General features: G+C 66.3%; 20 protein-coding genes, 1 tRNA gene and 1 riboswitch. Of the genes, 11 read left to right on the top strand and 10 right to left on the bottom strand.

Going from position 1 to position 24,055, the window contains the following annotated elements:
- Positions 1-14: 14 nt before the first annotated feature.
- The 4 genes from AC1DRE_RS18555 to AC1DRE_RS18540 form a co-directional block, all read right to left on the bottom strand.
- Complete coding sequence (locus AC1DRE_RS18555; protein WP_476985990.1) at positions 15-821, bottom strand: glycosyltransferase; 807 nt, start codon at positions 819-821, stop codon at positions 15-17.
- A 162-nt stretch (positions 822-983) separates the two neighbouring features.
- A complete protein-coding gene (locus tag AC1DRE_RS18550; RefSeq protein ID WP_476985989.1) occupies positions 984-1,769 on the bottom strand; it encodes an aggregation-promoting factor C-terminal-like domain-containing protein in 786 nt (261 codons plus the stop codon).
- Positions 1,769-1,943: riboswitch (cyclic di-AMP (ydaO/yuaA leader) on the bottom strand. Its footprint overlaps the gene before it by 1 nt.
- 201 nt (positions 1,944-2,144) lie before the next feature.
- Positions 2,145-3,674, bottom strand: a complete 1,530-nt coding sequence (locus tag AC1DRE_RS18545) for a HAMP domain-containing sensor histidine kinase (RefSeq protein WP_476985988.1) — start codon at positions 3,672-3,674, stop codon at positions 2,145-2,147.
- A gap of 3 nt (positions 3,675-3,677) precedes the next feature.
- On the bottom strand, positions 3,678-4,418 hold the full coding sequence (locus AC1DRE_RS18540; RefSeq protein ID WP_028271072.1) for a response regulator transcription factor: 741 nt from the start codon (positions 4,416-4,418) through the stop codon (positions 3,678-3,680).
- A 245-nt stretch (positions 4,419-4,663) separates the two neighbouring features.
- Here AC1DRE_RS18540 and AC1DRE_RS18535 point away from each other — a divergent pair, with 245 nt between their 5' ends.
- The 6 genes from AC1DRE_RS18535 (at position 4,664) to AC1DRE_RS18510 (ending at position 10,012) form a co-directional block, all read left to right on the top strand.
- A complete protein-coding gene (locus tag AC1DRE_RS18535; RefSeq protein ID WP_476985987.1) occupies positions 4,664-5,545 on the top strand; it encodes a hypothetical protein in 882 nt (293 codons plus the stop codon).
- Between the two features lie 541 nt (positions 5,546-6,086).
- Positions 6,087-6,959, top strand: coding sequence for a winged helix-turn-helix domain-containing protein (locus AC1DRE_RS18530; protein WP_476985986.1), 873 nt, complete (start codon positions 6,087-6,089; stop codon positions 6,957-6,959).
- A gap of 302 nt (positions 6,960-7,261) precedes the next feature.
- Positions 7,262-7,465, top strand: a complete 204-nt coding sequence (locus AC1DRE_RS18525) for a dodecin family protein (RefSeq protein ID WP_476985985.1) — start codon at positions 7,262-7,264, stop codon at positions 7,463-7,465.
- Positions 7,466-7,522: 57 nt separating this feature from the next.
- The gene (locus AC1DRE_RS18520; RefSeq protein ID WP_476985984.1) at positions 7,523-8,053 is read left to right on the top strand and encodes a SixA phosphatase family protein; all 531 of its coding nucleotides are present in this window, start codon (positions 7,523-7,525) and stop codon (positions 8,051-8,053) included.
- A gap of 95 nt (positions 8,054-8,148) precedes the next feature.
- Positions 8,149-8,865: a hypothetical protein gene (locus AC1DRE_RS18515; protein ID WP_476985983.1), complete on the top strand. Its 717-nt coding sequence runs from the start codon at positions 8,149-8,151 to the stop codon at positions 8,863-8,865.
- A 43-nt stretch (positions 8,866-8,908) separates the two neighbouring features.
- Complete coding sequence (locus AC1DRE_RS18510) at positions 8,909-10,012, top strand: EamA family transporter (RefSeq protein ID WP_476985982.1); 1,104 nt, start codon at positions 8,909-8,911, stop codon at positions 10,010-10,012.
- 560 nt (positions 10,013-10,572) lie between these two features.
- On the opposite strand, the gene AC1DRE_RS18505 is transcribed toward AC1DRE_RS18510, so the two are convergent.
- The 4 genes from AC1DRE_RS18505 to AC1DRE_RS18490 form a co-directional block, all read right to left on the bottom strand.
- A complete protein-coding gene (locus AC1DRE_RS18505; RefSeq protein WP_476985981.1) occupies positions 10,573-11,190 on the bottom strand; it encodes a TetR/AcrR family transcriptional regulator in 618 nt (205 codons plus the stop codon).
- Positions 11,187-13,223, bottom strand: coding sequence for a YhgE/Pip family protein (locus AC1DRE_RS18500; protein ID WP_476985980.1), 2,037 nt, complete (start codon positions 13,221-13,223; stop codon positions 11,187-11,189). The genes AC1DRE_RS18505 and AC1DRE_RS18500 overlap by 4 nt, the downstream gene beginning before the upstream one ends.
- A complete protein-coding gene (locus tag AC1DRE_RS18495) occupies positions 13,220-13,957 on the bottom strand; it encodes an ABC transporter ATP-binding protein (RefSeq protein WP_476985979.1) in 738 nt (245 codons plus the stop codon). Before AC1DRE_RS18495 ends, AC1DRE_RS18500 begins: the two co-directional genes overlap by 4 nt.
- 87 nt (positions 13,958-14,044) lie before the next feature.
- A complete protein-coding gene (locus AC1DRE_RS18490; protein ID WP_476985978.1) occupies positions 14,045-15,511 on the bottom strand; it encodes a dihydrolipoyl dehydrogenase family protein in 1,467 nt (488 codons plus the stop codon).
- Positions 15,512-15,684: 173 nt separating this feature from the next.
- Here AC1DRE_RS18490 and AC1DRE_RS18485 point away from each other — a divergent pair, with 173 nt between their 5' ends.
- Positions 15,685-16,413 carry a FadR/GntR family transcriptional regulator gene (locus tag AC1DRE_RS18485; RefSeq protein ID WP_476985977.1) on the top strand — a complete coding sequence of 243 codons (729 nt, stop codon included), beginning with the start codon at positions 15,685-15,687 and terminating at the stop codon, positions 16,411-16,413.
- Positions 16,414-16,531: 118 nt separating this feature from the next.
- Here AC1DRE_RS18485 and AC1DRE_RS18480 read toward each other — a convergent pair.
- Positions 16,532-16,605 (bottom strand) — tRNA-Arg (locus tag AC1DRE_RS18480).
- 278 nt (positions 16,606-16,883) lie between these two features.
- Between AC1DRE_RS18480 and AC1DRE_RS18475 the strand changes: the two genes are divergently transcribed.
- The 4 genes from AC1DRE_RS18475 (at position 16,884) to AC1DRE_RS18460 (ending at position 23,732) form a co-directional block, all read left to right on the top strand.
- On the top strand, positions 16,884-18,710 hold the full coding sequence (locus AC1DRE_RS18475) for a phosphoenolpyruvate carboxykinase (GTP) (protein WP_476985976.1): 1,827 nt from the start codon (positions 16,884-16,886) through the stop codon (positions 18,708-18,710).
- A gap of 271 nt (positions 18,711-18,981) precedes the next feature.
- Positions 18,982-20,559, top strand: coding sequence for an MFS transporter (locus AC1DRE_RS18470; protein ID WP_476985975.1), 1,578 nt, complete (start codon positions 18,982-18,984; stop codon positions 20,557-20,559).
- A complete protein-coding gene (locus tag AC1DRE_RS18465) occupies positions 20,552-23,092 on the top strand; it encodes a PEP/pyruvate-binding domain-containing protein (protein ID WP_476985974.1) in 2,541 nt (846 codons plus the stop codon). The genes AC1DRE_RS18470 and AC1DRE_RS18465 overlap by 8 nt, the downstream gene beginning before the upstream one ends.
- A gap of 1 nt (position 23,093) precedes the next feature.
- Positions 23,094-23,732, top strand: a complete 639-nt coding sequence (locus tag AC1DRE_RS18460; protein WP_476985973.1) for a TetR/AcrR family transcriptional regulator — start codon at positions 23,094-23,096, stop codon at positions 23,730-23,732.
- An 83-nt stretch (positions 23,733-23,815) separates the two neighbouring features.
- On the opposite strand, the gene AC1DRE_RS18455 is transcribed toward AC1DRE_RS18460, so the two are convergent.
- A partial coding sequence (locus AC1DRE_RS18455) for an integrase core domain-containing protein (RefSeq protein WP_476985972.1) occupies positions 23,816-24,055 on the bottom strand: 240 nt, incomplete at its 5' end.

Below are 24,055 nucleotides of genomic sequence, written 5' to 3'. Positions count from 1 at the left end.
GGGCCGAGCGAAGTTCAGGAACCGGTATGCGGCCGGTCGCCAGGTCGCGGCTGAGGCGGCCCATGCCGCGCAGGTCGGCGAGGGCGGTCCGGAGAAGATCCACGCCGGCGTCGGACTCGTTTACCCAGTCCACCGGCACCTCGTGCACCCGGAGCCCGCATTTTTCGGCGAGTACCAGCAGCTCGGTGTCGAAGAACCAGGCATTGTCCGCGGTGTGGGGGAGGAGCTGTCGGGCGATATCCGCGCGGATGGCCTTGAAGCCGCACTGCGCATCGCTGAAATGTGCGCCCAGAAGGGTGTGCAGCAAAAGGTTGTAGCCACGGGGGATGAACGCCCGCCGATGGCCCCGGACCACACGCGAACTGCGCGATAGCCGGGTTCCGACCGCCAGGTCGGAATGCCCGGAGATGAGCGGGGCTATCAACGGGGCCAGCGCAGCAAGGTCGGTGGAAAGGTTCACATCCATGTAGGCCAGCACGGGCGACGGCGACGCGAGCCACACCGTGCGAAGCGCGTTCCCCCGTCCCTTGTCCCGGGAGCCGGACCACGGTGACCTCGCGGAGTTCCCGGGCCACACGCTCGGCGACGCGGAGCGTGCCGTCGGTGCTGGCGTTGTCCGCCACAGTAATCCGGAAGGTGCGCGGGAACGTGCCGCGCAGGTAAGTGTGCAGCCGCCGGAGGGACTGCTCCAGATCCTGTTCCTCGTTGTAGACCGGGATGGTCGCATCCAGGAGAGGCACCGCGGTTCCGGTCCGTTCGTCGACGGCCGCCCGCGGTTGCGTGTGCGGCAGGATCCCCGGGGCCTGGTCTGTGAGCGTCATGGTTCAACTATGAGGCTGGCGCATATAAAGGATTTAGGCCACAGCTGTGCGCCTGCTGTGGAAGCTGGGAAGCGATACGCCCGCAACACGGCCGAGGGCCCCGAACCACGTGGATTCGGGGCCATCTGCTGATGCGGACCGGTCCGGCCGGTACGGGCCGGCTTAGTACCAGTTGTTGGCGTAGTGGAAGTTCAGGGCGTCGCAGGGGGAGCCGTAGCGTTCCTTGACGTAATTCAGGCCCCAGTTGATCTGAGTGCGGAAATTGGTGAGGTAGTCTCCCCCCGCGCTGGCCATCTTTTCGGCCGGCAGCGACTGGACAATGCCGTACGCGCCACTGCTGTCATTCGTGGCCGTGGTCTTCCAATCCGATTCCTTGGTCCACAGCGTGGTCAGGCACTGCATCTGGTCAGCTGCCCAGCCGTAGTTGCCGAGCTGCGAGGCGGCATACGCCTGGGCCGCTGCGGGGTCGTCCACGGCGACAGGCGGCGCGGGAGCGGGAGCGGGTTCCGGAGCCGCCGCCGGGGCAGGGGCGGGGGCCGGTGTTTCCGCGGGCCGCTCTTCGGATGGCTGCTCTTCGGACGGCCGCTCCTCGGTGGACTGCGCAGACATGCTGACAGAAGCCGGAGCCGGCATGGCCGAAACCAGGATCTTTTCGAACGCGAGCTTCGACTTCGTGTCGGCGCTCGATGCGGCGATTTCTGCGGCCGTCGCCGAGCTTGCCGGTGCGGCGGGCTCGGAAGCCTGGCCGGCGGCGCCGACGCCGACCAACACTGCGCAGGCGGTCGCCACCACTGCGGCGCGGCGGCCGGAGCCGTGGAGGCCAGCGGCAAAGCGGGACAGCGGGGACGTCGTCTTGGCTGATTCAGCGCGGTGGCGTGAGCGTTCTGCGGGCACCGCGGTCTTACGTGAAGGGCGCTCTGGACGTACTTCTGGCGTGGATTTAGTCATGGTTGCCTCTCGATGCCGGCGGAGTTAGCTGTCGGGTTCGGATGAGGTCATCCGGCCGCACGGAACTTCACGTGTCGGCTTCACCCCGAGGGCGGCGATGCAGAATGCCCGGAGACCTGGGTCCCCCGCCTCTGCCTGATCATGAGGAAATCCGGGTAGCGGCAGAGTTTGGCGTCCATCCGGATATGCGGCCGGAACGGTGGCCGCACTCTAAAAACCGTACAGGAGATGGGACCTTAAGTCACATTTCGGTAACGAGGATCACGGTTGCGGCGCGTTGACTTGCGCCCGAGCTGCCAGTAATTCGTTTGATCACAGAAAAGACCGGCCAGTCCGCACGGGCATCGGCCGGCCGTGATTCCCGTGCGCCGGGTACTAGGCCGCCGGTGGTTCGGAGGGGAGGCGCAGCGCGAACTCCGTGCGTCCCGGACGGGAGGTGACTTCGACGGTTCCGCCGTGCGCTTCCATGATCGACTGCACTATCGAAAGGCCCAGCCCGCTGGTCCCCTCAGCGGCGGCCGCCCCCGCGGCGCCTGAACCCGATGCAGAACCTGCCGGGCTGGTGCGGGCGGCGTCCGCCCGGGCAAAGCGGGCAAAGACCCGGTCCACAAATTCGGGCGGGATCCCGGCGCCGTTGTCCGTCACGGTCACCACGGCGCTGCCGTCAGCGGAGCGCATCACGCCGGTGACGACGGTGGTTCCGGGGTCCGTGTGCTTGCGCGCGTTGGAGAGCAAATTGGCCAGCACCTGGTGCAGCTGCGTGGCGTCCCCGCGGACCACCACCGGCTCGTCGGGCAACTCGAGCTGCCAGACGCGGTCCGGGGCCATGACCTTCTCGTCGCTGACGGTTTCCACCACCAGCTGCGTCAGGTCCACGTCGCTGATCTTGAGCGGCTGCCCTTCGTCCAGCCGGGCCAGCAGCAGGAGGTCCTCCACCAGGGTGGTCATCCGTTCGGACTGGCTTTGCACCCTGGCCAGGGATTTCTTGCCGTCCGGTGTGAAGTCCTCGGTCATCCGCATGAGTTCCGTGTAGCCGCGGATTGCCGTAAGTGGCGTGCGCAGCTCGTGGGAGGCGTCGGCCACGAACTGGCGCACCTTGGTCTCGCTCTGCTGCCGGGCCTCGAGGGCCTTGGAGACGTTGTCCAGCATGAGGTTGAGGGCGTGCCCCACACTGCCCACTTCAGTTCCGGGGTGCGCGTTCGACGGCGGCACGCGCACCGCGAGGGCAACCTCGCCGGCGTCGAGCGGCAGTTGCGAAACCTGCGTTGCCACTTCGGACAGCTGCTCGAGGGGTTTCATGGTGCGGCGGATGAGGACCGTTCCGGCCAGGCCGATCAGGACCAGGCCCCCCATCGAAACGATCACCATGGTCCACACCAGTGAGTTGAGGGTGTTCTGCTTTTCATCGAGGGGTAGTCCCGTGACGATCACGTCCCCGTAGGGCGCCTCTACGGCCACCAGGCGGTAGGAACCGGTGGACAGGGTCCGGTCAACCGGCGTTCCGTCGTGTCGGAGGGCCAACAGGACCTGGTCGTCCTCGGAGGACAACGATGACCTGGTGGCGTCCTTGGCGAGGAATCCGGAGCTGACGTTCTCGCCGTTGATACGGGCAAACAGCGTGCCGATGCCTTGGCCCGGGCCGTCCAGCGGATTCGGCCTGCCGGTCGGGTTGCCGCTCGGAGGCCGGCCAGCGTTGTTGGAGATCCGAGAGGCCTGGCCCAGGCGATCGTCGAGCTGCTTGGTCAGGAATGAATCCATGGACGCGTAGCTGAACAGGCCAACCGCACCGCAGATTGCCACCAGCAACGCCATGGCCACGAGCACCAGCCGGGTGCGCAGGTGCCAGGTTGAGGGATCGAGCCAGCGGCGGCCTTCTTTGCGGATTACGCCGGCAAGCGTGGGCACCGCTCAATCCGCCGGTTTGATGACATAGCCCGCCCCGCGGACGGTGTGGATCATAGGCGGGTGCGTTGCGTCCACCTTCTTGCGCAGGTAGGAAATGTAGAGTTCCACGATGTTGGCCTGGCCGCCGAAATCGTAGTCCCACACCCGGTCCAGGATCTGTGCCTTGCTGACCACCCGTTTGGGGTTCTCCATGAGGTAGCGGAGGAGTTCGAACTGGGTGGCCGTGAGCTGCAGTTCCTCCCCGGCCCGGGTCACCTCGCGCGTGTCGATGTTGAGGACGAGGTCGCCCACCACCAGCTCGGCGGTGTCCATGGCGGCAACCCCGGAGCGTTGCACCAGCCGGTGCAGTCGGAGGAGCACTTCTTCCATGCTGAAGGGCTTGGTGACGTAATCGTCGCCGCCGGCCGCCAGGCCGAGGATGCGGTCCTGGACGGCGTCTTTTGCCGTCAGGAAGAGCGCGGGCACCTCCGGCGCGAAGGCGCGGATCCTGGTGAGCAGCTCAACGCCGTCGAACCCGGGAAGCATCACGTCCAGCACCAGGACGTCCGGGCGGAACTCCTTGGCGAGTTTCACGGCTTCGGGGCCGTCACCGGCGACGGCAACGGACCAGCCTGCCATCCGCAGGCCCATGCTCATGAGCTCGGAGAGGCTGGGTTCGTCGTCAACCACCAGGGCGCGGATGGGGGAGCCGTCCGGGTGGGTGAGCTGGGGAAGGTTGTTAGTCATGGAGTGCGAAGTGGCCATGGGACAACTCTCCGATCTGCGGTTTAGCCGGCGCTATGGGGATCCTGTGGGCCGGCTGTGAATCCCAGCCTAGCGAGCTGAACGCTCCGGCGGCCCTTCCCGGGCGGCATGGCGTGAATCGGTTGTTTCCGCGCTGAAGGTGGCCGCAGAAAGGTCACAGGCTCACCTCGTGTGGTGCACAGGCCCCGCACAGGAACGATTCAGAGTCTGGGGTGGACACCGTCCGCAGGCCCGAGGAGTACGCCATGAACAACCACCAGAACACGCCGGTTCCGGAAACCAACCCGGAAACCAGCCCGGACCCCACTGGGGAAAACCAGCCAGGTACGGCAGGCACCCCCGTCAGCCGTCCCGTCACCGGCACTGCCGGCTCCGGGCAGGCTTCCGGGTGGGGCGCACCGCCGTCGTCAGCTCCTTCCGGCTCCCTGCCGGCGGAATGGGGTTCGTCCGGACCGGCAGCCGGCGGATGGGGCGCCCCGGCGTCTGCCGGACACTTCCCCGGCAGCGGGCCTGGCGGCCGTTCGAAACCCTGGACCGTGAAGCGGGGGATGGTGGCCGCAGGAGCGGCGGTTGTCCTCGTAGGGGGAGCCGGGGTCGGAATGTACGCCTTGGCGTCCAGCTCCGCGGCGGCGGACGGTGCCGACGCAACGGCCGACGGCGGTGCGCTGCAGGAAACTTTGCCGGGCGCCCGCGGCGGTGCGCCGGGCGGATTTGCCGACGGCGGGATGCCTGCCCAGGGTGGACCCGGAAACTTCGTCCCCGAGGGGCTGGGCGGAATGGGGAGTGGGGTGTCCGCCGCCGTGCACTCCGAATACGTGATCCTGCAGGACGGCGCTTACGTCACCAAAGTGGAACAGCAGGGGACGGTCACCGAGGTCAGTTCGGACGCCGTGACCGTCAAGAGTATGGACGGGTTCAGCCGGACATATACGCTGGGTTCGGATGCGGCAGTGAGCAATCAGCAACAAAGGCGTCAACAGGCCGGCGGAACCTCAACCAGCCAGCTGACAGTTGCCGATATCGTCTCGGGCGCCATGGTAAGGATCGTTGCTGTGAAAGAATCCAGCGGGTTCCCGGCCGAGTCCGTTCAGCTCGTGGCCACGACGCTGACAGGGCAGTCCAACTGAGCGGGCGGGGGTTCCGGGCGGGTTCCCTGAGCCAGATTTTTCCGTGAAGCAAAACCGGGGGCTGGACATCGGCAATAAGCGGACCTCGTATTTCAGCAATTCCATACTGACTGAATTTTTGCCACCTAAGGGTCCGTTTGGGAGAATATTATTCGGAATCTGACCAATTCCGATCGATCGTTCTGAAAAACACCTGTTATTTTATTGGCATTTCAGAATCGTGATTTGGGCCACAATGCGGGATTCCGTCTCACGATGCGGACGATTCGGTCCATTGTTACTTGCAAGTTTTCATTGTTACGTTGCACACTTCAATTGTGAACAAGAACTCAACAGCACCTGCAGCCGCAGAACCCTGGACCAGCCCACCCGCTGGCGAAGACATGCGCTGTTGTCGAATGCACGCCTAACTTTCCTACCCCGAGAAGTTTTTAGGCATTCGCCCCAAGCCCAGCGTCGGGCGCCCCTCCCCAGATCTCATTGCGGGGAAAGCCAGCATTCGAGCCGCGATGACGGCCATTCACATTGAGGTAAGCATTCCATGTCAGTTGCATCTGGATACGTCCACATCTCCGTCCGAAACGCCAACAAGGGCGGCCAGCCTTCCGGCCTACGCCAGGGATTCGGCGCCCGACCGGCGTTCGCCCCGGCAGCCCCCGGCAACAGCTTCCCGGCCCCCGGCTATGCGCCGCAGGGCTACAACCCGAACTCTTATGGCCAGCTTCGCGCTGTTCCCGCCGCCGAGTCAGCCCCGCAGACGGCGCCCACCCCCGTGATTGCACCGGCCAACGGCAGCGCCATCCGCCCCGTCGCGAACGAAAACGTTGCCCGCGGATTTGTCCTGTACATGGGCATCGACGAGGAAACCGCGGCAGCAGCCGGCACCTCCATCGCCAAGCTTGCCCAGGAAATCCGCGCTTACGCACAGTCCCTCGTCTCCGGTGCGGAGAGCTACGCTGCCGTGGCGGTTGCCCCCGCCAGCGCCCCGGGTTCCGCGCTCGACGTCGTACGGTCCACCTTCGGTGACCCCACCGTCAACTCCCGCCAGCGCACGGAAGCCGCCCGGCTGCCCCAGCCCCAGGATCCCCGGCCGTCCGGCGTCCTCATCGACCTGGCCCGCCGCGAAGTCCACCTCGACGGCGATTCCCTGAACCTGACCTTCAAGGAATTCGAGCTCCTCAACTACCTCGTCGAAAACGGCACCCGCACGGTGGGCCGCGACGAGCTGCTCGAGGGCCTGTGGCGCAACGCCGAAGAGGTTCCCAACGAGCGCACCATCGACGTCCACATCCGCCGCCTCCGCTCCAAGCTGGGCCGCCTCGCCAACACCGTGCGCACGGTCCGCGGCCAAGGCTACCGGTTCTACGAGCACCCGGAGGTCGTGGTCTGGGCCGCTCCGGAATACTCCATCTAGTCTTAGCCCCGCGCAAAGCGTCCGTTCCCCTTGTTGGGACGGGCGCTTTCGCTTTCGCGGCACGATCCCTCGGCGCCTGCGCTCGTTCCTCACGCAACAACGGCGCTTTCGGGATGTGCCGCTACGCTGCAGCGCCCTTTGCCCCGCTGGGACCGTGCTTCGCGGGGGTGGGCTCTTGAAGTTGTGCCTCCGCGGCTGGTGGGGGGCGTTGGCCTAGGTGTGGTCCTGTGGTCCTATGGCCCTGTTGGCTTGGGGTGGTGCGGCGTAGGCTCTGATCGTCCATCCGACCATCAGGAGGAACCATGTCAGTTGCACGCATTACAACCCTGAGCGCGAACTCGAAAACCTCGTTTGATGATGCCATCAAAGAAGGCATCGACCGGGCCAACAAGACGCTGCGGGGCGTTACGGGCGCATGGGTGAAGGAACAGAAGGTCGAAATCGCGAACGGGGCCGTCGTTGCCTGGCACGTCGTTCTCGAAGTGACCTTCGTTCTGGAGGACTGAACCGTGTGCAGGGCGGCCGTGACCTGAGGGGCAAGGCCGCCGCACTAGGATTGGTGCATGAGCGAGCATCACATCAGGCGGCTGGTCCTCATGCGGCACTCCAAGGCCGATTGGCCCGGAGGCGTGCCCGACCATGAGCGGCCACTGGAAGAGCGCGGACACCGGGAGGCGCCGCTGGCAGGCAAATGGCTGCTCAAACACGGAGTCGTTCCCGATTTCATCCTGTGCTCCAGTGCGCTGCGGACCCGGCAGACGTGCACGTGGGTGTGCGCGGAACTGGGGGACAAGGCCCCGACACCGAAACTTGAGGATGGCCTCTACGGCGCATCGGCACTTCGGATGCTTACCGTCATTAACCACGTGCCGGACACCGTGACCACACTGATGGTGATCTCCCACATGCCCGGCGTGCAGGATCTTGCCATGCATCTTGCTTCACGTGACTCCAACCACGATGCCTACATGGACGCGGCCAACCGGTTTCCCACGAGCGGCTTGACCGTGCTGGAAACTGAAAAGACCTGGGCTGAACTGGACGGCCAGGACGCCCGGCTGACGCACTTCAAGGTGCCCCGGGCGCACAAGTAGGCACCGGCAATTTACCGCCGCGGTTCATGGTCAGCAGGGGGTTTGTGATGTTTACTGGAGATATTCATCGGCGGCCCAGGTTAGAGGAGAACATCGTGGACTCAGGACAGCTTGTGGGCATCATCATCGGCGTTGTGGTGGTGGTTGCGATTATTGCAGCGGTACTGTTCTTCAACCGCAGGCGCAAGGTGGAGGCGGACAGGAACCGCGCCGCCGAAATGCGTGAAAAAGCCAAGGCCGATGAGCTCGGAGCCCGGGAGCGCGAGGCCAAAGCCGCGCGTGCCGAGGCCGATGCCAAGCAGGCAGAGGTTGAGGCCGAGCGCCTGCGCCGGGATGCCCGCGAAAAGCAGCAGGAAGCGGAACGCGTGCGGGCCTCGTCGCAGGAGCAGCTCCGCGAAGCCGATGAAGTTGACCCGGACGTGGTCACCGCCGACCGGCAAGCCGCTGACAGGCACAACACCGACGTCCACGACACAGACCGGCACGACACAGACCGGCACGATGCGGCCCCCGTCCCGCCGCAGACGCGTGCGGAAGCGGGCACCCGCGGACGCGGGGACAACATTCCGCCGGCGGGGGAACCAGCCGCCGCGGAACCCCGCACGGCTGCCCCCGTCACGAACGAACCCCGCACGGCTGCCCCCGTCACGAATGAACCCCGCACGGCTGCCCCCCATACTTCGGAATCCACCACCACGGAGACGGGCGCCGTGGAACCCGGGACGACACGGCGGACCGATTCCGTCCCGGGCGGCGACCAGCATGACAGCGGAGCGGACGGGGCTCCCGGAGAGCGCCCCCGGAACCTTTGACCGGCATACCGTGGCGCTGCAGCACTGAACCGGCAGCCGGAGAGTGAACCTTCGCCATTCCGCCCTTGCGGTCCTCGTGGCCGTCCTGTGGGGCGCGAATTTCGTTGCGATCGACCTCGGCCTGCACGCCAACGGCACGGAAGTGCCGCCGCTGCTATTTGTGGCCATGCGCTTTGTACTGGTGGTCTTTCCGTGGATTTTCTTCATCCGCAGGCCCAACGTCAACTGGCGGGCCATCCTTGGCGTCGGCCTGTTTATGGGTGCCGGACAATTCGGCCTCCTTTACCTGGCCATGGCCCTGGGTATGCCGGCCGGGCTGGCCTCACTGGTCCTGCAGGCACAGGTGCTGCTAACGGTGCTGCTGGCTGCAGGAATCCTGGGTGAACGTCCCAGCGGACGCCAGTTCGCCGGCGTCGTGCTCGGTGTGGCGGGCCTTGCCGTCGTGGCAGTCGGCCGCAGCATGGTGGCGCCTGTTCTTCCCCTGATTATCATGCTTGCGGCCGCGCTGTCCTGGGCGGCGGGCAACATCGTCGCCCGGCAGGCCAAGGCCTCCTCCGGCCTGGGCCTCGTGGTGTGGTCCGGTGCTGTGGTTCCGCTGCCGCTGTTCGGGTTGTCACTGTTGATCGACGGTCCGGCCGCCGTGGGCGGGACTCTCACCGGGCTGCAGTTGGTCACCATCCTGAGCGCCATCTACACGGCTGTGCTCGGGTCCCTGGTGGGCTTCGGAATCTGGAACTGGCTCCTGGGCCTCTACCCGTCGTCGGCAGTGGTCCCGTTTACGTTGCTTGTCCCGGTGGTGGGGATGACGACGGCGTGGCTGGTCCTGGGCGAGGTCCCCTCACCTGCGGAGATGGCCGGCGGGCTCCTGCTGCTGGCCGGAGTGGCTATCGCCGTCCTCCGGCCTGGCCTGCGGGGAGCCACGCCGGGCCAGCGCAGATGGCATGCTCAGCGACGTGATGTGGCCTTTGCGGGCGACTTGGGCGATGGCTTGGCCGGCTTGGGCACGGCCGGCTTGGGCACGGCGGACTTGGGTGCCGGCCGGGACACGCGTGTCACGGGGGCCTTGGCAAATGACGACGCCGACGCGGGCCGTTTGGCCGCCGGGGCGCGGGAGGCTCCTGATCTTGACGCGGGAACGCGTCCGTAGGCGGTCCCGGCAGCCGCGCGCGAAGCAGGCCGGGCCGCCGGTCGGCTGGCGGTGCCTGCAGGTCTGCGCCGTCCGGACTGGTTGCGTCCAGACGGGTTACGGCCAGACAGGTTACGGCCGGACTGGTTGCGGCCCGGCCGGAGCCGCCTGCCGGCCGGCCACACCGCGCCGGTGAACAGAACCAGCAGCGTTCCCGCCCCGGAAACGGCAGCGAGGTAGAAGTAGATATCGGAGTCCTGCGTGGTCACAGCCGTGCCCAGCGAATCCGGTTCCGCGGTGAAGGCGAGCCCCCACATGCGCAGGAACGCAATGGCGAAACCGATGAACAGGCTGGTTCCCACGCCTCCCGCCAGCAGGGCCACGTTTCGTCGCCGGGCCACCACCTGGACGACACAGGCAAGGTATCCCACGGCCACGGCTCCGAGGAACGCGTACATCACTGCCTCTTCGAGCGTGATCGCGGTGAGCACCAGAAGGCCCGCAGCGGCGAAGGCCGCAACGATGGCTAGTCTTCCACTGTTACCCATGTGGCGCATGTGACTAATCTTCCCCGATGCGTGCTACTTCCTGACGTAGCCACGCATGATTGCCATGATTGCTGCAACGCTTTGTTCGCGCGTGCGCTCGGGGTTGTACGTCTGGCGGTCCAGGCCCACCACAAAGCAGGCTCCGAAGATGGCGGTCTCCAGGCTGCCTCGGGAGATGGATTCGTCAACGTCGTACCGTCCGGCCACGCCCTCGATCGCGGCGCCGATCACTTCCAGCAGGCGGCCGCGAAGCTCGGCAAAGGTGTCCTGCCATTCGCTGGGGGTCCGCCAGTTCTCGCTGACCCACAGCCTGGCGAAGGAGGGGTACTCGGCCATGAAGTCCATGGCCTGGCCGATCATCTCGTCCATGGCGGCCAGCGGGTCAGCGGAGGAGTCCTTTACGCTCAGCAGCCTGGCCAGCAGGATGTCCACGCCGTGGCGCAGCAGCTGGGCGATCAGGTCGGACTTGCTGCCGAAGTTGTAATAGACCGTCCCCTTCGAAACGCCGGCGGCCGCAGCGATCTCGTCCACCGTGACGCCGGCCGCACCACGTTCCCCGATGAGTTCCATGGAGGCTTCGAACAGCTTTTGCTTGGTGGCATTGGTGCGGGCGGGGCGGAGTTTCTTGTCGCCGGCTTCCGGCATGCTCATACGGCGATCTCCGGTTTCAGGGACTTCAGGGTCCAGAACTTGTGCTTGTGGACGGCCAGCGTTGACAGCGCGGCCCCCAGCATAGTGTAGCCAAGCAGGCCGGCCACGGTGGGCAGGATCATCGACAGGTCCGCGCCGTAGATCAGGTGCCGCATCCCGGTGACAACGTAGCCCATCGGGAGGACCTCATGCACCACGTGCAGCGGCTGGGGCGTGGTCTGCCAGGGGAAGGTGCCTCCCGAGGACACCAGCTGAAGCACCAGCAGGATCAGCACCACGAGCTTCCCGGGTGAACCAAGCAATGCCACGATGCCCTGGATGATGGCGCTGAATGCCATGGCGGCCGCAAGCATGAACAGCCACATCAGCACCGGGTGCGCGGGGTTCAGGCCTAGCGCCAGGTCCACTACGAGAGTGAGCAGGCTCGCCTGGACAACGGAGACAGCCAGGAAGGGAAGCCAGCCGCCCACGGCGATCTTCCATGACGGCGCGTTGGACGCCAGCGCCCGCTGCGTGACGGGCCGCATAGCCTGGATGAGCATAAAGATGCCGATCCACAGTGCCAGGGTCAGGAAGAACGGTGCGAGGCCGGCCCCATAGGACCCGGCCTTCGCCTGGGAGACGTTGCTGACGGCCACGGGATCGGCCATGACCTTGGCGAGGCTGTCCTTTTGGTCATCGTCGGGATTGGGGACCTGCCCCGCGCCCTTGGCCAGCTCCGAGGCAAGGGTGCCAGCTCCGCCGGCGGCCGTTGCCGCGCCGTCCTCAAGCTGCGCCGCGCCGCCGTCGAGCGTCCGGGCGCCTTCGGCGAGCTTCGCGGCGCCGTCAACGGCACTCTGCTCGCCGGCCGCCAGTGCGGATGATCCGGTGTGGAGCTGGTCGGCTCCTGCGGACGCCTGGGAGATGGCGCCCGTCAGGGCGGGTGTGGCGGCCGCCAGCTTGGCGGCACCGGCGCTCACTGCAGCCGAACCGTCGGCAAGCTGTTGGATCTGCGCCGCATCGGACTGGATTTTGGCCTTGGCGTCCGCGACAGGTCCGGAGGCAGCAGCCGCATCAAAGTCCGCAAGAATGCTGTCCGCCTGGGCCTGGGTGATGATCCCGGCAGCCATCAGCCTGCTGTTGGACTCGACAACCCGGGTCCGCAGCCCCTGGTCCGCCGTGTTCAATTGCCCGACGACGTCCTGCACCTTGGTGTTCAGGGTGGCGTTTCCGGCGGCCACCTGGGCGGCGCCGTCGGCCAGCTTTTGCGAATCGGCTGGCAGGGAGCCCGTCTTGTCCTCGAGCTGGCCGAGTCCGTCGCTCAGCTGTGCCGCGCCGGCGTTCAGCTGGTTGGCGCCGTCGCGCAGCTTGAGCTGGCCGCCGTAGAGCTCATCGGCCCCGCTGCTCATCTGCGTGGTGCCGTCGTGGAGGGCCACGGTGCCGTCGTGGAGCTTGGTCACGCCGTCGGAAAGCTGGCCGGCGCCGTCCGCTGCCTTGACCATCTGGGTGTGGATGGTGCCGAACCCGGTGAGCAGCTGGTTGGCGGTTTCCTCGCCCACTTCCTTCGCGACGCTCGAGTGGACGGCCGTGGTCAGCTTGTCCACGATGGTGCTCAGGAGGTAGTTGTTGGCGTCGTTCGTGGTCACGTTCAGCATCGCCTGGTTGGCTGCGTCGAAGCTGCCGGGGGAGGCAAGGTTCGAGGAGAAGTCCTTGGGAATTTTGAGGGCGAAGGCGTACTTGCCGCTGCTGACTCCTTCATCGGCCTTCTCTGCGGAATCGACCGGCTGCCAGTTGAACACGTGACCGTCGATGAGGCTGTCGGCTACATCCTGGCCGGCATGCAGCTGTGTTCCGTCGCCGGACGTGGCGCCGGTGTCCTCCACCAGCAGTGCGGCGTCGATCTGGTCCAGGTTGCTGTACGGATCCCAGTTGGCGTAGAGATACACCGCCCCGTAAAGCAACGGCACCATGGTCAGGGCAATGATGGTCAGCTTGGGCAGCAGCCCGCCGGTCATGCGCTTGAGTTCGGAGCGGGCCAGCCGCAGCACAGTCACTTTGCGTCCTCTGTTTCGGTTTCGGGGCTGGAGTTTTTGTCCACATCAAGGGACTTCGGGGCCGTTTTGCCCGCGTTATCTGGACAAAAACTCTTGTCAAGGGGAGGGCGGGGGACGGCGTTGCCGATCACCGCGGCGGGGCCGGTCCAGTTGTCCGGGAGGGAAGCGACCGTGGCGACGACGGCGAGGTGCCGGCCGCCGTCGTACGCCAGCTCCTGAAGCCGCGGCAGCCAGTCTGCGGTGTCAGCGCTGTGGCGGTCGGGGGAGTCGACCACCAGGAGGTCGGTGTCCGGGTTGGCGAGCGAGAGGGCAGTGAGCAGTTCGATGCGCCTGGCAGGGGCCAGCTGTTCCGTCCACAGGCCGGCGATGTCCTCGAAGCGGTTGACTTTGAGCCACGGTTTGCTGAGCAGCGCACCGCGGTAGCGCCGGGGGATCAGCGCCAGGTCCTCGGTGACGAGATCGCGCACGCTCAGGTGCTGCTCGGGTTCATTGACCCCGGGGGCGTCCACCAGGGAGCTGGCCAGCCGAATGTGCTTGGTCTTCGCCACGCTGTCCCAGAGGAGCCCGCCGGACGACGGTTTCATGCGTCCGCTCAGTGTGAGTGCCAGCGCAGTTCTCTGATCCTGGCCGGCGCCGGTGACCAAAACCAGCTCGCCCCGCCGGGCCTGGAGTGAAGTCGGCGGGAGGAGGTCATCCCGCCGGCCTTTCACGTGAAGCTGTCGAACCGAGAGCATTGGAGCCTTTCGCAGAGGGTTTCTGCTTCAAGGCTAACTGAACTGACTGGTCAGTTCAAATAGAATGCGGCGGATGTGACCAGGCAGTCAGAGGCCGTACTCCTCGAGCAGCCGAAGCCACACCTCGCTGATGGTGGGGTAGGACGGCACCGCATGCCACAACCGGTCCAGGGGCACCTGGCCTACGACGGCGATGGTGGCGGCATGGAGGAGCTCGGCCACGTCCGGGCCCGCGAACGTGGCACCGAGCAGCACCTTCCGGTCCTCGTCCACCACCAGCTGCGCCCAGCCCTCGTAGTGCTCGGAATGCAGCGAGGAGCCGGACACGTTGATGGGGAGTTCCACCGAGGAGACGTTGTAGCCGTCCTTCTCCGCCTGCCGGACGGACCGGCCCACGCTGGCGAGCTCGGGATCCGTGAACACCACATTGGGAATGGCATGGTCGTTGGCGGTCTGCGCGAAGCGGCTCCACGGCGCCGGCGTTCCGTGCAGCTCACCCTTGGCCCGCGCGGCGATGGCGTCGCCTGTGGCGCGTGCCGAATATTTGCCCTGGTGCGTCAGCATGACCTTGCCGGCCGCGTCCCCCACCGCATAGAGCCACGGGCTGTTGCCGCCGTCGCTGCTGTCGGCGTGGATGCCCTCCACCAGCCCGGTGGTGTCCGTGCGCAGCGGCGGTACTTTGCCGTCGGCGCCAAGGCCCACGGCTTCCAGCCCCAATCCGTCCAGGGCGGCATGGCGGCCGGTTGCCACCAACAGCTTCTCGGCACTGACGCTGCTGCCGTCCGCCAGATCCACGGTGACCGAGCCGTCGTCGTTCTTGCTGACCCGCTCAGTGCCGGTGTTGAGGCGGACGTCCACACCGTCCGCGCGGAGGCCGGCCAGCACCAGATTTGAGGCGTCCTGCGGGTACATGCTGAGCAGGTCGCCGCGCGCCACGAGCGTCACGGACGAACCAAGCCGGGCGAATGCCTGCGCCAGCTCGGTGCCGGCCACCCCGCCGCCGAGGACCACCAGGCTGCGCGGAACGCTGCGTGCGGAGGTGGCCTCACGGGTAGTCCAGTACTCCAGCTCCGCCAGGCCTGCTACCGGCGGAGCCGTGGGGGCCGATCCGGTGGAGAGTACGACGGCGTGCCTCGCCGAGAGGAGGTAGTTCTTGCCGTCCAATCCCGTCACTTCCACCGCACGGGGGCCGGTGATACGGCCACGGCCCCGGATCAGTTCAATCCCGGTGTCCTCCACCCATTTGACCTGGCCGTCATCCTGCCAGTTGGACGTGAAGTAGTCCCGGCGCTTGAGTACGGCGGATGCGTCCAGGGTCCGTGTGACCGCTTCTCCGGCACCGGGAACGGTTTGTGCGCCATGAAGGGCGGTGCCGGGGCGCAGCAGGGCCTTGGAGGGCATGCAGGCCCAGTAGGAGCATTCGCCGCCCACCAGCTCCGCCTCGACCAGGACCGCCGTCAGGCCGCCCTGGACCACGCGGTCCGCGACATTCTCCCCCACGGCGCCCGCGCCGATCACTATGACATCGAATTCGCGTTCAATTGTCGCCGTCATGGCAACAGACTACGCCCGGCATCCAGGATGTGTGGCGGGATGAAGATTGGGAGATTGGCGCCGGCAATCAGGCCCGGGATAGGCGCGGGAGCTTAACAGTAGGTGGGACATCCAATATTGTTTGCTGTGACCCACTGTGTCCGGTGGTTCAGGACTCTCGGTTAGGGGAACCCATGACTACATCAGGCGTCGCTTCACAGGCGCGGTTCAGCGCCCAGGCGCGGCTCCGCGCGCTTCAGGCGGACATCATGGACCTCATTCTGGAACGTGAACTCGAGGCGGGGGATCCGCTGCCCACTGAAAACGAGCTCGCCGTGGCGTTGGGCGTGGGGCGGAATACGCTCCGTGAATCGCTCAAAGTGCTGCAGGCGCTTGGCGTTGTGGAAATCCGCCACGGATTCGGAATGTTTGTGGCGCCCAGTAATTTTGATGCCCTGGCAGACGGATTGACCTTCCGTGGCAGGCTGTCGCTGCGGCACAAGGGCGGTGAGGCCCTGGAGCTGGTGGACGTCAGGCAGGCCCTCGAATCCGGCCTGGTTGGCAGTGCCATGGACGCGATGAGCTCCGGGCAGCTGGCAGCTGTTGAGGAGTCCGTGGTCCGAATGGAGGAGCTGGCTGCCGCTGGGGAGGCGTTTGTGGAAGCGGACGCCGAGTTCCACCGGCGGTTATTTGAGCCGCTTAACAACGCGCTGCTGATCAACCTGCTCGCCGTTTTCTGGAAGGTGTACCGGCAAATTCACCTCGAGGTCGGCACGGGTGCCGAGGATCTGATGGAGACGGCGGCGATGCACCGCGGGATCTACGAGGCACTGGCGCATGGAGACAAAGCCCTGGCTGCTGAACGGCTCAACCGCCACTTCGACGGCATCCGTCACCGCATCACCGAGTCAATAGAGAACTAGGACGGCGGCCTGACCCGAAGGGGCGGTCAGGCCGGCGGCCGCCCTCGGCCGTCAAACCGAAACATATTGAAACAAAAAAAGATCCGCACCGGCGAACCGGTGCGGATCTTTCTATCTGTGCGCCCAAAGGGATTCGAACCCCTGACCTTCTGTTCCGTAGACAGACGCTCTATCCAGCTGAGCTATGGGCGCATTCTCGGCTCCGGGAGTTTTTCGTTCACCCCCGAACCTCGAATTACTTTACGCGAGTTGCCGCGGAGTTCCAAATCGAAACGTGTGTAATCTACACGACTAGACCGGTCTATGTGACCTTCCTCACAAAAAGGGCCGATTCCTTGGGTGCTGTTCCTTGATTTTCCGCGGTTTTTGCTTTTTAGCCCCGAGGACATCCCATCTCTGGCCCAGAAATTCCAGTGGTCTAGAGCCCTAGCATTTAGGACACACCACTGAACCCGAGGAAGGGAACCGCAATGGGCGATCTCGCACGACTGCCGCTGCTTGAGAAAGCACCCACTACACATGCCGGCCTGCTGGCATGGGTCGAAGAGGTTGCAGAACTTACTCAGCCGGACCGGATCCACTGGGTTGACGGTACCGAAGAGGAAAACACGCGCCTCACCGACGAACTCGTCGCAGCAGGAACGCTGACGCGCCTGAACCAGGAGCTCTTCCCCAACTCTTTCGCTGCATTCTCTGATCCCGCGGACGTAGCCCGTGTGGAAGAGCAGACCTTCATCTGCTCCGAGAAGGAGCACGACGCCGGCTTCACCAATAACTGGATGGCCCCGGCCGAGATGAAGCAGAAGCTGCGCGGACTGTTCGCCGGCTCCATGCGCGGCCGCACCATGTACGTGATCCCGTTCGTCATGGGCCACCTGGATGCCGAAGATCCGAAGTTCGGCGTCGAAATCACCGACAGTGCCTACGTTGTTGCCTCGATGCGCATCATGGCCCGCATCGGCACCGACGTGCTGAACCGCATCACGGAGACCAACGCGTTCTTCGTCCCGGCCCTGCACTCCCTGGGTGCCCCGCTCGAGACCGGCCAGGCCGACGTGCCGTGGCCGTGCAACCCGGATAAGTGGATCGTGCACTTCCCCGAGGAGCGCTCCATCTGGTCCTACGGCTCCGGCTACGGCGGAAATGCGCTGCTGGGCAAGAAGTGCTACGCCCTCCGCATCGCCTCCGTGATGGCCCGCGACGAAGGCTGGCTGGCTGAGCACATGCTCATCCTGAAGCTGACTTCCCCGGAGCAGAAGACGTACTACGTCTCGGCCGCCTTCCCGTCCGCCTGCGGCAAGACCAACCTTGCGCTGCTCGATCCCACCATCGAAGGCTGGAAGGTGGAGACCCTGGGTGACGACATCACCTGGATGCGCTTCGGCAAGGAAGGCGAGCTCCGCGCCGTCAACCCCGAGGCCGGCCTCTTCGGCGTTGCTCCCGGCACCGGCTGGGGTACCAACCCCAACGCGATGCGCGCCATCGCCAAGGGCAACAGCATCTTCACCAACGTCGCGCTGACCGACGATGGCGGTGTGTGGTGGGAGGGCATGACCGAGGAAGTGCCCGCGCACCTCACCGACTGGCAGGGCAACTCGTGGACCTCGGACTCGGACAAGCCCGCTGCGCACCCGAACTCCCGCTTCTGCACGCCGATCGACCAGATCGACATGCTGGCCGAGGAATACCACAGCCCGAACGGCGTGGAGCTTTCCGCGATTCTCTTCGGTGGCCGCCGCAAGACCACCATTCCGCTGGTCACCGAGGCGCGCAGCTGGTCCAACGGCATCTTCATGGGCTCCACCCTGTCGTCCGAGACCACTGCCGCCGCAGCCGGCGCGGTTGGTGTTGTCCGCCGGGATCCGATGGCCATGCTGCCCTTCATCGGCTACGACGCAGGCGACTACCTGAACCACTGGGTCAACCTGTCCGCCAAGGCCAACCCGGAGCGCCTGCCCAAGATCTTCCTGGTCAACTGGTTCCGCCGCAATTCCGAGGGCGGCTTCGCCTGGCCCGGATTCGGTGACAACGCCCGCGTCCTGAAGTGGGCCATCGAACGCCTCGAAGGCAAGGCTGACGCCGTGGAGACCCCCATCGGGTTCGTTCCCACGGGCGATGCGATCGACCTCAAGGGCCTGGACATGACGCCTGCCCAGGTTGAAGAAGCCGTCCGCGTCGACCCGGCCGAGTGGGCCACCGAACTCGCCTCCATCGAGGAATGGTTCGCCAACTTCGGCGGCTCGCTGCCCGAGGCACTGCAGTCCGAGCTGGAGGGCCTGAAGGCCCGCCTCGGCTAGGTCCCCACCGCCTCCCTAGCTTCGCTCCGCTCAGCCAGGGAACCCTCGGCGGCGGAGGCCCCTGAATAGTACGACGGCGGCCCCGCACCTTTCCCCCTGGAAGGTGCGGGGGCCGCCGTCGTCAATTCACCGTTGATGACTCCATAACAGCGGTTTCCGCGTCAAACGGCCGTTCCATGGCAGCCGATCATGAACCCCGGCCATTGTGCCGCGCATGCGGCAGGCGTAGCTTTTAGAGAACCAGTTGTTCTCTAAGTTGAGGGACCGGGCTATGGGCAACACCCAGCAGCGCACCAGACGGATCCCGTCTGCCGTCAGGGCGGCGCTGCCTGGCATCCTGCTCGTGATGTTCCTGGGAGCCCTTGACCAGACTGTCATGGCGTCTGCGCTGCCCACCGTTGCCGGAGACCTGGGTGGTCTGGACCAGATGTCCGCCATCATCACCGGCTACCTTGTCGCCGCCACGGCCGCGATGCCCCTGACCGGCAAGCTCGGCGATGCTTTCGGGCGCAAGCGCGTCCTCCAAGGCTCCCTAGTCTTCTTCGTTGTTGGCGCGGCGTTGTGCTCCTTGGCGCAGACCGTGCCGGAACTCATCGCCTACCGGGCGATTCAGGGCATCGGCGGTGGAGGGCTCATGATCGGGGCGCAGGCGATCATTGGCGAACTTGTCAGTCCCCGCGACCGCGGCAGGCTTCTTGGCATCATCGGCGCCGCCTTCATTGTGGCCGCGGTAGCCGGTCCGCTTGCCGGCGGGGCGGTGGTGGACCACTTCTCTTGGCGCTGGATCTTCTATTTCTACGTGCCGTTGGGCCTGGCCGCCCTTGCCGTGGTGACGCTCACGCTCCGGCTGCCGGACACCCCGCGCGGGCGGCGGGTGGACTACGCTGGCGCGGCCTTGCTGTGCCTGGCAATTGTCTCCGTGATCCTGCTCTGCAGCGGCGGCAGCTATTCGGGGCCGGGCTGGGTGGGGCCTGTCCTGGCGGTGGTGGCTGTTGCGGCCATGGCCGGGTGGTTGTTTGCCGCGCGCCGCACTGCGGATCCGATCATCCCGTTGTCGCTGTTCCGCGACGCCGCATTCGCGGTCCCGACGGCGGTCAGCTTCCTGATCGGCTTCGCCATGTTCGCCACGGTGAGCTACCTTCCGGCGTTCCTGCAGGTGGGCATGGGCATGTCGGCCACCGCTTCGGGCGGCGTGCTGATCGTCCTGATGGCCGGGGTGTTGCTCACGACGGCGGTATCCGGCACCCTGATCACCCGCACCGGACGCTACAAGCTGTACCCGGTGGCCGGGACGTTGCTGGCCGTTCCCGGAACCTGGCTGTTCAGCACCATGGATTCGAGGAGCAGCCCGTGGCTGGTGCTGGCGTCGATGCTCTTGCTCGGGCTGGGCATCGGGCTGGTCATGCAAGTCATGGTGCTGGTGGTGCAGAACGCCGTGGAGCGGCGCGACCTGGGCGCCGCCACGTCCACCGTGACCTTTCTTCGCCAGGTGGGCGCCTCTGTTGGCGTGGCAGTTCTGGGTTCCCTGATCACCGTGCGCTTCGCCGCCGCCGTCCCCGCGCCGCTGGCCGCCGCATTGGGGGAGAGCCTCAAATCACTGACGCCCAAGGAACTTGAGCGTCTGCCTGCTGCGGACCGCAGTGCAGTGGCCGAGGCGTTCGGCCATGCACTTCCGCCCGTTTTCGGGTATGCCGCCGTGGTGCTGGCCGCGGGATTCCTCCTGACACTCTTCCTGCCCGAGCGGGAGCTGCGGACCACGGCGCACTCCGATGCTGCAGACCCTGACGCCGCGCACTCCGATGCTGCAGACCCTGCCGACCGCACACAAAGAGGAGCCCCCGATGACTGAAAAGACCACCTCCCCGCTGGCCGATTTCGGCGCAGGAGACATCGCCGCCGCCGGTGGAAAGGGTGCTGCCCTGGGCGAGCTGCTGCGCCAGGGATTTCCGGTGCCGCCGGGCTTCATCATCACCACCGGCGCGTACCTGTCCTTCCTGGCGGAAACAAGGGTGGGTGCGGCGCTGGAGGGCCTGCTGCGAGCTGACTCCGCCGGCGGCGCGGACATTGGCACTGCCGAGGGTGAAAGCCGCGGCGCCGCCATCCATGCCCTGTTCGCGGGAACGGAACTTCCCGGACAGCTGAGGCAAGAGATCGGCGCGGCCTATGCGGAGCTGGGCGGCGGAGCCGTGGCGGTTCGTTCCAGTGCCACGGCGGAGGACTTGCCGGGGGCCGCGTTCGCCGGCCAGCAGGACACGTACTTGAACGTACTCGGCGAGGACGCCGTGGTCCAGGCGGTCGCCGACTGCTGGGCCTCGCTGTGGACAGACCGGGCCGTTGCATACCGCCGGCGCCAGGGGACCGATCCGCGCGGGCTGGCCATCGCCGTCGTCGTGCAGAGAATGGTGCCGGCCGATGCGGCCGGAGTCATGTTCACCGCAAACCCCGTCACGGGCGAGCGTGGTGAAATCGTGGTGGACGCGAGCCCTGGTCTGGGGGAGGCAGTGGTCGCAGGGCGGGTGACGCCGGAACACTATGTCCTGGACCGCACGGGAAAGGCGCTCAGCTTTGCGCCCGGCGGCCGGGAAGTGGTGATCAGTGCGGCCGAGGGCGGCGGCACACAGGAAAACCCGGCAGCGCCGGGCACCGGGCCGGAGCTCACCGCGGATCAGCTGACGGAACTGGCCCGTCTGGGACAGCGTGCACAGCAACACTTCGGGCGGCCGCAGGACATTGAATGGGCGGTCTCCGAGGGACTCCTTTACGTGCTGCAGTCGCGGCCAATGACGGCGCTGCCGCCCCAGCCGCAGATGCTCAACCCCTTCCAACGTCGGCTGGGGCCGTTTTTCCTGGAGATGTTCCAGGAACGGCCCTATCCGCTGGATGTGTCCGGCTGGATGAGCCGGGGAATCCTGGCCATGCTGCATCGAATGGCCGGAAGCGTGGGGGTGGTCTTCCCAGCCGTTGAGCTGCTGCTCCCGGAGGAGGACGGCGTGGTGGTGCGGCTCGTCCCGCCGGTTCCGCACCCGACCATCCGGACGCTGGCCGCGCCTGTGTCAGTGGTGCGCCGCGCCAGGCAGTTCAATCCGGCCATGTGGACACAGGATCCACGGTTTTCCGCCTTCCTTGAGGACGTGGAACAGCTGAACGGGAAGGATCCCGGCCCGTTACGGTGGCGTGCCGTCGTCGCACTCGTGGAAGAATCCTTCGCAACGATGCGGGGCATCACGGATCTGCGCGTCTCCTACCTGCCCGGAGTATTCGTGCCGTTGCTGAAAATGCGCCTGATGCTCTTGCTGCTGGGCAAAGTTAAGCTGGCGGACGCGCTGATCGCCGGGGCGGAAACCCGGACCAGCCAGGCGAACCGCGCTCTTGAACAGCTGGCCGCGATTGCCGCCGAGGATCCCGGACTGGCACGCGCCTTTGCGGAGTCGGACCCGGGCCGGCTGCTGGAGGTGGTGGAAAAGGAACCCGAGCACGTCGCCTTCCGCGAGGCTTTCAAAGCGTTCCTGCTCGAATACGGGCACCGTGAAACCATCAGCGTTGTCCTGAGCAGTGCGCCCACCTGGTCCGATGCACCGGAAGTGGTGCTGGGGCTGGTGAAGGCCATGTTCGGCGAGCGGCTCCAGGCGGTGGACCAGACCGGGATGGCGCTGTCCGAGTTGAGGAGGCACCCTCTGCTCCGGTTCGAGCCCCTGCGCCGGAGCGTGCTGGCCGCCGTCGGGTCCGCACGCAGCGGAATGGCGTTCCGCGAGGACAGCCACTTCTACGCCACAAAGGTCATTCCGCCGATGCGCCGAGCGCACCGGGAGCTCGGCCGCCGCCTGGTGCTTGCCGGCGTGGTCGACGAGGCGCACGACGTCTACCACCTGCGCTTCGAGGAGCTGGCCTCCATCACGGACACGGACGACGGCGGGGCGCTGCCAGCTTCCGTCCGGGAGCGTTTCCGTCCGGTGGTGCTGGCGCGGGCGGCGAAGCGGCGCGAGCTGGAGGGGATCCCGTTGCTGGATCCGGCTTTGCTCTTTGGCCGGAACCGCCGTGTGAAAGATGCCCTCGTCACCGGAACGCCAGCCAGCCGCGGCCAGGCGAGCGGGCCCGTGCGGGTGATCCGTGGACCTGCCGAGTTCGGCCAGCTGCGCAGTGGCGAGATCCTGGTCTGCCCGTATACAAACCCGTCCTGGACACCCCTGTTCCAGCGGGCCGCCGCGGTGGTGGTGGACACCGGAGGGCTCGGCTCGCATGCGGCGATTGTGGCGAGGGAGTATGGAATTCCGGCCGTCATGGGCACCGGTTCAGGTACCAGCACCCTGGCCGACGGGCAGCGCGTACTTGTGGACGGAACCGCCGGAGCGGTCCTGTCCGCGCCCACGCCGGACGGGGCTTGAGATGCCGGAGCTCCAGGACCACCGAAAGCTGCCGCGCCGCCGCGGAGCGGCCCTGAACAGCGCCATCTTCGAAGCGGTCCGGGCGGAGATTGCCGAATCAGGGTATGCCGCGCTGACCATGGACAGTGTGGCCGAGCGCGCCCGGGCCAGTAAGGCCTCGCTCTACAGGCGGTGGCCCGGACGTGCGGCTTTGGTGCTGGAGGCAGCCTACGATGCGATGCCCAGCCCCGCGTCCGCCCCCGACACCGGAAGCCTGCGCGGAGATGCCCTGGCACTCCTGCGGCACGTGGCGCAGCAACTGCAAGGAGTGGTGGGGCAGGCCATGCGCGGGCTGCTGGGCGAGGCGCTCCAGAACCCCGCGGTGGCCGCGGAAATCCACGACTACGCGCGAGGCAACGTCGTCAAGGTCATGCACGCCATCGTCGAGCAAGCCGTGGCCCGGGGCGAATGCGACCCCGCCCTGGCCACGGCATGCAAAATCGAGGCGGGCCCCGCCCTGCTCCGGCAGAGATTCATCTTCTCGGCCGCGCCCATCGAGGACGATTATCTGGTGCAGGTGGTGGACGAGGTGATGCTGCCGTTGCTGGGGGCCAGCCCGCCCGGGGCGCCGCCGTCGTACTCTGCGCGAACGGACACTTAAGCCCTCAAGAAGCGCGAACGGACACTTGAGCCCCGGGGCTTAAGTGTCCGTTCGCGCTTCCCCACAGGGGCGGACTAGCTGTACTAACCCGGTACGTTGGTGACGCGGCTTGCCGGTGAGGCGCCGTTGAGTGCGGTGTGGGGCCTGCTGTGATTGTAGTGCTCGAGGAAGTCCTGATAGCAGGCTTGGCGTTCGGCTTCTGAGCTATAGGCCTTGGCGTAGGCCCACTCCTCCTGGAGGATGCGGTTGAACCGCTCGACTTTGCCGTTGGTCTGGGGCCTGTATGGCCTTGTGCGCTTGTGCTTTATCCCGACTTCGGCGAG

Source organism: Arthrobacter sp. P4_H3 (genome assembly GCF_056400885.1).
This window is presented reverse-complemented; position numbering and strand designations above follow the sequence as displayed.